General features: G+C 62.5%; 5 protein-coding genes. 2 read left to right on the top strand and 3 right to left on the bottom strand.

The window, feature by feature from the left end; translation table 11 throughout:
- The first annotated feature begins 156 nt into the window (after positions 1–156).
- On the top strand, positions 157–1,548 hold the full coding sequence (gene gor / locus EOA19_RS31865) for a glutathione-disulfide reductase (RefSeq protein ID WP_128305849.1): 1,392 nt from the start codon (positions 157–159) through the stop codon (positions 1,546–1,548).
- A gap of 66 nt (positions 1,549–1,614) precedes the next feature.
- Here gor and mgtE read toward each other — a convergent pair whose 3' ends face one another.
- Both mgtE and EOA19_RS31855 read right to left on the bottom strand, forming a co-directional pair.
- The gene (gene mgtE, locus EOA19_RS31860; protein WP_128305848.1) at positions 1,615–2,979 is read right to left on the bottom strand and encodes a magnesium transporter; all 1,365 of its coding nucleotides are present in this window, start codon (positions 2,977–2,979) and stop codon (positions 1,615–1,617) included.
- Positions 2,980–3,251: 272 nt separating this feature from the next.
- On the bottom strand, positions 3,252–5,150 hold the full coding sequence (locus EOA19_RS31855) for an ABC transporter ATP-binding protein/permease (RefSeq protein ID WP_164780439.1): 1,899 nt from the start codon (positions 5,148–5,150) through the stop codon (positions 3,252–3,254).
- Positions 5,151–5,748: 598 nt separating this feature from the next.
- On the opposite strand from EOA19_RS31855, the gene EOA19_RS36170 reads away from it, so the two are divergent.
- A complete protein-coding gene (locus EOA19_RS36170) occupies positions 5,749–6,186 on the top strand; it encodes a hypothetical protein (protein ID WP_245486400.1) in 438 nt (145 codons plus the stop codon).
- A 37-nt stretch (positions 6,187–6,223) separates the two neighbouring features.
- Here the strand turns inward: EOA19_RS36170 and EOA19_RS31845 are convergent, their stop codons facing one another.
- Complete coding sequence (locus EOA19_RS31845) at positions 6,224–6,904, bottom strand: DsbA family protein (protein WP_023811877.1); 681 nt, start codon at positions 6,902–6,904, stop codon at positions 6,224–6,226.
- Positions 6,905–6,910 lie beyond the last annotated feature (6 nt).

The raw sequence follows: 6,910 nt of genomic DNA, 5'->3' as shown, positions 1-6,910 counted from the left end.
CGCCCCCGCCGATGGCGCGGCCCCCGCGGACAACAACTGATCCCGCATTTCAAATGGCCTTGCGGCCTCCCGCGAAAGCCCGGCCTGTCCGGGCTTTTCTTTTGACGGTTTGCGGCCTACCTGTCTGACACATTTCTGAAGCTTGGGAGCCGCGTCATGGCCGGTTACGACTACGATCTTTTCGTCATCGGCGGCGGTTCGGGCGGGGTCAGGGCGGCGCGTGTCGCCGCGGCTCTCGGCAAGCGAGTCGGCATCGCCGAGGAATACCGCTATGGGGGCACCTGCGTCATCCGCGGCTGCGTGCCGAAAAAGCTCTATGTCTATGCCTCGCAATTTCCCGAGCACTTTGCCGACGCCGCCGGCTATGGCTGGACGGTGCCGGAAGCCAGTTTCGACTGGCAGACGCTGGTCGCCAACAAGGATCGCGAGATCAGCCGGCTGGAGGCGATCTACGTCAGGAACGTCGAGGGCGCCGGCGGCGAGACCTTTCACTCGCGCGCCATGATCGTCGACCCGCATGTCGTGCATCTCCTGGGTGAGGATCGCACCGTCACAGCAGACCAGATCCTGATTGCCACCGGCGGCCGACCCGCAGCGCATCCGGCGCTGCCCGGCCATGAACATTGCATCTTTTCCAACGAGGCTTTCGACCTCAAGGAATTGCCCAAGGCGATCATGATCGAGGGCGGCGGCTACATCGCTGTCGAGTTCGCCAACATTTTTCACGGTCTCGGCGTCGACACCACGCTGGTCTATCGCGGCAAGGAGATCCTCAGCCGGTTCGACATGGACCTGCGGCGCATGCTGCACGAAACGATGGAAAAGAAGGGGATAAGAATCCTCTGCCATTCCGTGTCCGAATGGATCCGCAAGCGGCCGGACGGCCGGCTCGACGCGCTCGTCAGCGGCGGCGAGGTGCTGACCGTCGACCAGGTGATGCTGGCCATCGGCCGCATTCCCAACACCGAGAATATGGGCCTGGAAGGAATCGGACTGGAGATGACCAAGACCGGCGCCATCGCCGTCGACCAATATTCCCGCACCAACATCGACAGCATCTGGGCGATCGGCGACGTCACCAACCGCGTGCAACTGACGCCGGTGGCGATCCACGAGGCGATGTGTTTTATTGAAACCGCCTTCAAGGGAAATCCAACCGCGCCCGATCACGAGACGATCGCGACCGCCGTCTTTTCACAGCCGGAGATCGGCACTGTCGGCGTGTCGGAGGACGACGCCGTCAAACGCTTCCCCGACATCGAGATCTACCGCGCGACATTCCGGCCGATGCGGCACACCCTGTCCGGGCGGGATGAGAAGATGCTGATAAAGCTGGTGGTCAACGGCGCGTCGAAGAAAGTGCTTGGCGCCCACATATTGGGGCCGGACGCCGGCGAGATGGCGCAGCTGCTCGGCATCCCGCTGAAGGCCGGCCTGACCAAGGACGATTTCGACCGCACAATGGCCGTGCATCCGACAGCGGCGGAAGAACTGGTCACCATGTACAAGCCGACCTACCGCGTGAAGGACGGCGTGCGGGTCGATTGACGGTAAAGCCGGACTGGGGAACTCCGCCGCGGCAAGGTATTTGCCACGGCGGAGATAAGGAAGCGGCTACAGCAGCGTGCCGCGCAGGATCACCAGCGCCACCGAGAAGTAGATCACCAGCCCGGTGACATCGACCAGCGTGGCGACGAACGGCGCCGATGCGCTGGCAGGGTCGAAGCCGACACGTTTCAAGGCGAACGGCAGCATCGACCCCGACAGCGAACCGAAGGTGACGATGCCGACGAGGGCCGCGCCCACCGTCGTGGCGATCAGCGGCCAGTGCGGGCCATAGTCGTAGAAGCCCATATATTGCCACAGCGCAATGCGGCAGACGCCGACCACGCCGAGCATGGCGCCCAGCACGAGACCGGTGGGCAGCTCGCGCAGCGCCACCCGCCACCAGTCGCCAAGACCGATCTCGCGCAGCGCCAGCGCGCGGATGACCAGCGAGGTCGCCTGCGAGCCGGAATTGCCGCCCGAGCTCATGATCAGCGGGATGAACAGCGTCAGCACGATCGCCTTCTCCAGCTCGCCCTCATAGCTCTGCATCGCGTTGGCCGTCAGCATCTCCGAGATGAACAGCGCGCACAGCCAGCCGCCACGTTTCTTGATCATGGCGAGGAAGCTCATCTTCATGTACGGCTCGTCCAGCGCCTCCATGCCGCCGAAACGGTGCACATCCTCGGTCGTCTCCGCGATCATCGTGTCGATGATGTCGTCGATGGTGACGATGCCGAGGATCTTGCCGTGGTCGACGACCGGAACGGCGAGCAGATCGTATTTGGAGATCGTCTGCGCCAGGGTTTCGCGATCGGTCAGCGGTCCGACCGTCACCGGAAGATGATCCGGCGCCACCGTCATGATCGAATCGCCGGGCTCACCGGTGATCAGCCGGCGCAGGCCCGTCGAGCGCACAAGCAGGTGCGTTTGCGGATCGACGATATAGATCGCATACACGGTCTCGCGCGTCCGCTCCACCTTGCGGATGTAGTCTAGCGTTTGCCCGACGGTCCAGTCCGAGGGCACGCTGACGAACTCCGTCGTCATGATCGATGCGGCGCTGCCTTCGGGATAGCCGAGGATGGAGAGTAGGGTTGCGCGCAGCGGCGGCGCGAGCCCGCCAAGCAGCTCGGATCGGGCCGGCTCTTCCAGCTCGCGCAGGATGTCGGCGGCGCGGTCGACCGACATGGCGGTGAGCAGCTTGCCCGCCTTGGCGCGCGGCAGCGCCTCCATGAGTTCGGACGCGCCGTCGAGTTCCGGCTGATCGAAGATCTCGACCAGACGTTCGAACGTCACTTCACAGAGCAGTTCCGTCGCGGTCTCTCGAGGCTCGCTGTTCAGGGCCTCGACAATGTCGGCGACGTGATCGTTGGCTAGGATACGGGCAATCGCGACGGCCTCGTCGCTGGCTACGGCGGTAAATTCGTTCATGGCTCACTCCTTGCCGTCGGCAGGACATGAACCATGTGAGGTCACGTCAGGGCGGACGGCTGTTGCGTTCGACTGTGACTGTCGCCAGGCATGGCGCGGTGACCTTTCCGCTTGCGGGTTCGCTTTTTTATTATCTGCAAGCGGGCGCAACATAGGAGCGCGCCTTGCCGTGTCAATCGCGGTGAGGAGGGAAAATGCCGACGAGCGGCCGAGATCGCGAGACTGTGATTGCCGGCCGCCGTTCGACTAGGCAGACCGGGGTGGATTAACCGTTATTTCTGCTTCAGCCGGCGCGAGAAGCGCAGCCATTTGTCTTCGACCGGCCTTGGGACCGGCCTTGGCTGCACCAGAATGGTGGTGAGTTCGGCGGGCAGGGTCGGAACCAGCGGCTTCTTGGTGGCGACGCCGTCGGCGATCGCGACGATGCTGTGATAGAATTCGCTGCCCGTCATCGATCTCGGCGCCACCGCCTCGTGCATGACGCTGATCACCGTGACATCGGGGCAGTTGTCCTTGATGGCCTGGTGGAAGGCTACCTTGCCGTCGGGGTCGAGCGCGCCGGTCGCCTCGTCGAGGAACAGCAGCCCCGGCTGCTGCAGCACGATGCGGGCCACCACCAGCTTCTGTTTCTGGCCGCCCGACAGCACCTGGTCCCAGCTTTTGCCTTCGCGGCTTTCGTCGGCCATGTGCTCGATAAAGTCGCCGAGCCCCGCCTTGTGCAGCGCCGACGCGACCTGCGCGTCGCCATGGTCGCGCTCGGAGCCCGGAAGGCAGACCAGTTGCTTCAGCGTCACCTGCTGCAGCTTGACCTCCTGGGCGGCATAGAAACTCTTGACGCCCTCGGGGAAGACAATGGTGCCGCGGCCATAGGGCCACAGGCCGTTGATCGCCTTGATCAGCGAAGTCTTGCCGCAGCCGGACTCGCCTTTCAGGAAAGTCCATTCGCCGCGCCGGAAGCGCAGATTGGCGGCGCTGAGGAAGGGCGTCGCATCCTCGCCTTGATGCGCCAGTTCGAGCTTCTGGATGGTCAGGCCAAAAACCGGGTTCTGGCTGGTGTAGTGGAAATCGGAGCGGCCGGTCTGGCTGTAGAATTCCTGCGGATGCTGGACATTCTCGATCGCCTGCGCCAATTCGATGACGCGCTGGCTGTTGGCGCGCAACGTTGCGATGTTCGGCATGACGTGGATGAACCAGGAGCATTGACTGATCAGCGAATTGACCAGCTCGGAGCCGGTTATGTAGCCCTTGAGATCGAAACCGTTGTGGATGAACGGCACCAGGCCAGGTCCATAGGCGACAATGCGGGCGCCAATGAAATTGTAGATCAGCTCGAACGAATTGTAGCCTGTGTTGACGATATTCAGCCGGGCCCAAGTGCGGTCGATGTCGACATAAAGTCGATTGTGCATCGTCTTCTGCACATCCTCGCCTTGCGAGGCCGCGACATGGAAGCTGCGACGCAGGAAAGTGGTCAACTCGCCGCGATAGCTGCCTTCGGATTGCTGCATCCTGACGTTGAGCCGTTCCAGCAGACGACCCAGTTTGACCGCGATCCAAGTGTTCAGCGGCACGTAGGTGGCGACCGCCAGGAAAGCCAAAACCGCGCTGCCGTAGCTGCCGAGAAATTCCAGCCCTTTCACTTCCGCCGAGTTTTCAAGCAATTTCTGGCCGACGAAATAAAGCGATGTGGCAACACCCAGGACGCCCATGGCGAGGCCGATGGCTCCGCCGGTCATGTCCTTGATCGATTCCTGGACGCGCTGATCGATGTTGTCGGGAGCGGCATTGCCGGACGAACCATGCTGGGCGTGGAAATGCGTATGATTGGTGTCGAGCAGCGCTTCGTTGAAGCGGCTGTCCAGCCAGCCGCGCCATTTGCGGTGCAATGTCGCTGACACGAGGCTGCGGATGCCGGTGAAGCCGGCGTCCTTGAGCACGACCAGCAGCACCAGGACGCCGGCATTGACCAGCAGCGAGCGAAGCGGCGTGGTGTTGGCGGCGTCATGGAAGAAGGCGATCGAGTTGACCAGTTCGCCGGAGGCTTCGGCGAACCAAACACCGGCCTTGCTGGACAGCGCCGTGAGCAGTGCGATCACCAGCGTCAGCGTCCAGGCTTCCTTCCAGCGGTCGGAAACCCAGTAGGCCCGCATCAGGCCCCAGAAGCTGCGCATCGACGACACCGGCGTCAGAAGCGATCGCCCTGCGGCATCGCGAGGTGTTTTTTCCGGTACTGACTCTTGCGATGGTCTACCGACCCGAATCACGATCCCGCCCAAACCTTTTTTCTTTTGTTACGGATGGTAACACCAATTGATCATTTTCCATTAATTTAAAACCGGGCGGACCGGATTGCCCCGGCAGCCGTGGCCGTGAGGCAACAGATTACATGCTGAAATATAGCGACAACGATAGGCAAAAATCACGATATCGCTTTTGATTTCAAATGTTTGAGTTGGAGAAACGCAACGTTGGAGCGGCTTCCCTTAGGGAAGTGTTTCACACGGTTTTGTGAACTCAAAATCGTCCGGACCGAGCGCTTTTCTCAAAGCGGGTTGACCCGAACACCCGAGAATTGCCGTTCGCGATCTCGCCGGGCGTGCCGTTGTCGTCCTTGCCGGAGGCAGGACGTGACCGGAGAATCGGCCGAGCGGCGCTTCCTTGTCGGATCGGCTGAGGAACTGCGTTTGACAATTCATCCGCTTGGGATTGAACCTTGCCTGGCATCGTCGACACTCATGCATGTTCGGTTCTCCAACAAGGAAGCTCCCAATGCTTGCACGCGCGGCCGCAATCCTGTCCCTCTTCGCCTGGCTGCCCCTCGTACCTTTGGCGCATGCCGGCGAGCAGAGCATCCCGGCCAGCGCCGAAGGCCAGATCGAGTTCAACACGCCGTCCGGCAACATCGGCTGCATCTACACGCCCAAAGGCGGCACCGGCACCTATGAACCAAGGGATGGTGGCCCGGAGCTGAGCTGCTCGCGCGTCGAGCCAAGCTACGTCACGATTATCCTGGGTCCGAAGGGGCCAGCCACGCTGATCAAGAACCCAGGCGAGCAGGGCTGCTGCAGCGATGTCGACAAGCTTGGCTACGGCAACAGCTGGAGCGCCGGGCCGTTTTCGTGCCAGTCGTCAAGCAAGGGACTGTCCTGCACGGCCACGAACGGCCATGGATTTTTCATCAGCAAGGCCAAGGCGACGGTGAAGTAACGCTTGCTGCTGTCGCGGAGAGGAGAGGGCGGTCGGCTCAGCCGGCCTTTTCCAGTTCGCCGCGCGCCTTGGCGGCCGCCACCTGGCGAATGGCATCGGCCAGCGTGTCGGCATCCTGCGCGCCCATGACCGCGTATTTGTCCTCGAGCAGGAAGCACGGTACACCAGAAATGCCCATGCGCGACGCGGTGGCGATCTCGGTGCGCACCGCCTCGACATCGGCCTCGGTCGGCAAAAGCGTGGCGACCACGGACGCATCCATGCCGGCCTCGCGCGCCGCCTCGACCAGCACGGCATGATCGCCAATGTTGGCGCCTTCCTCGAAATTCAACTGGAACAGCCGGCGCACAAGCCTGTTCTGAATGGCTTCGCCGGCGGCACCTGCCCAGCGGATCAGCCGGTGCGCATCCAGCGTGTTCGGCGCCACCTTGATGGCGTCGAAGGCGAACGAGATGCCTTCGATTTCGCCCAGCGGCTCGATGCGGGCGTGAATCTCGCGGATGCGCTCGTCGCTGCCGAATTTTGCCAGCATGTATTCGCGGCGGTCCTTGCCATCAGACGGAATGGTTGGATCGAGCTGGAACGGCCGCCAGCGGACATGCACGTCGACATCGCCGACGGCGGCAATCGCCCTGTCGAGCCGCTTCTGGCCGATGAAGCACCAGGGGCAGACGACATCGGACACCACATCGACGGTGATGGCGCTCAATTCGCTCATCTCGAC

This window comes from Mesorhizobium sp. M7A.F.Ca.US.010.02.1.1, assembly GCF_004023085.1.
GTDB lineage: Bacteria > Pseudomonadota > Alphaproteobacteria > Rhizobiales > Rhizobiaceae > Mesorhizobium.
The sequence above is the reverse complement of the archived record's forward strand: the minus strand, read 5'-3'. Positions and strand labels throughout refer to the sequence as shown.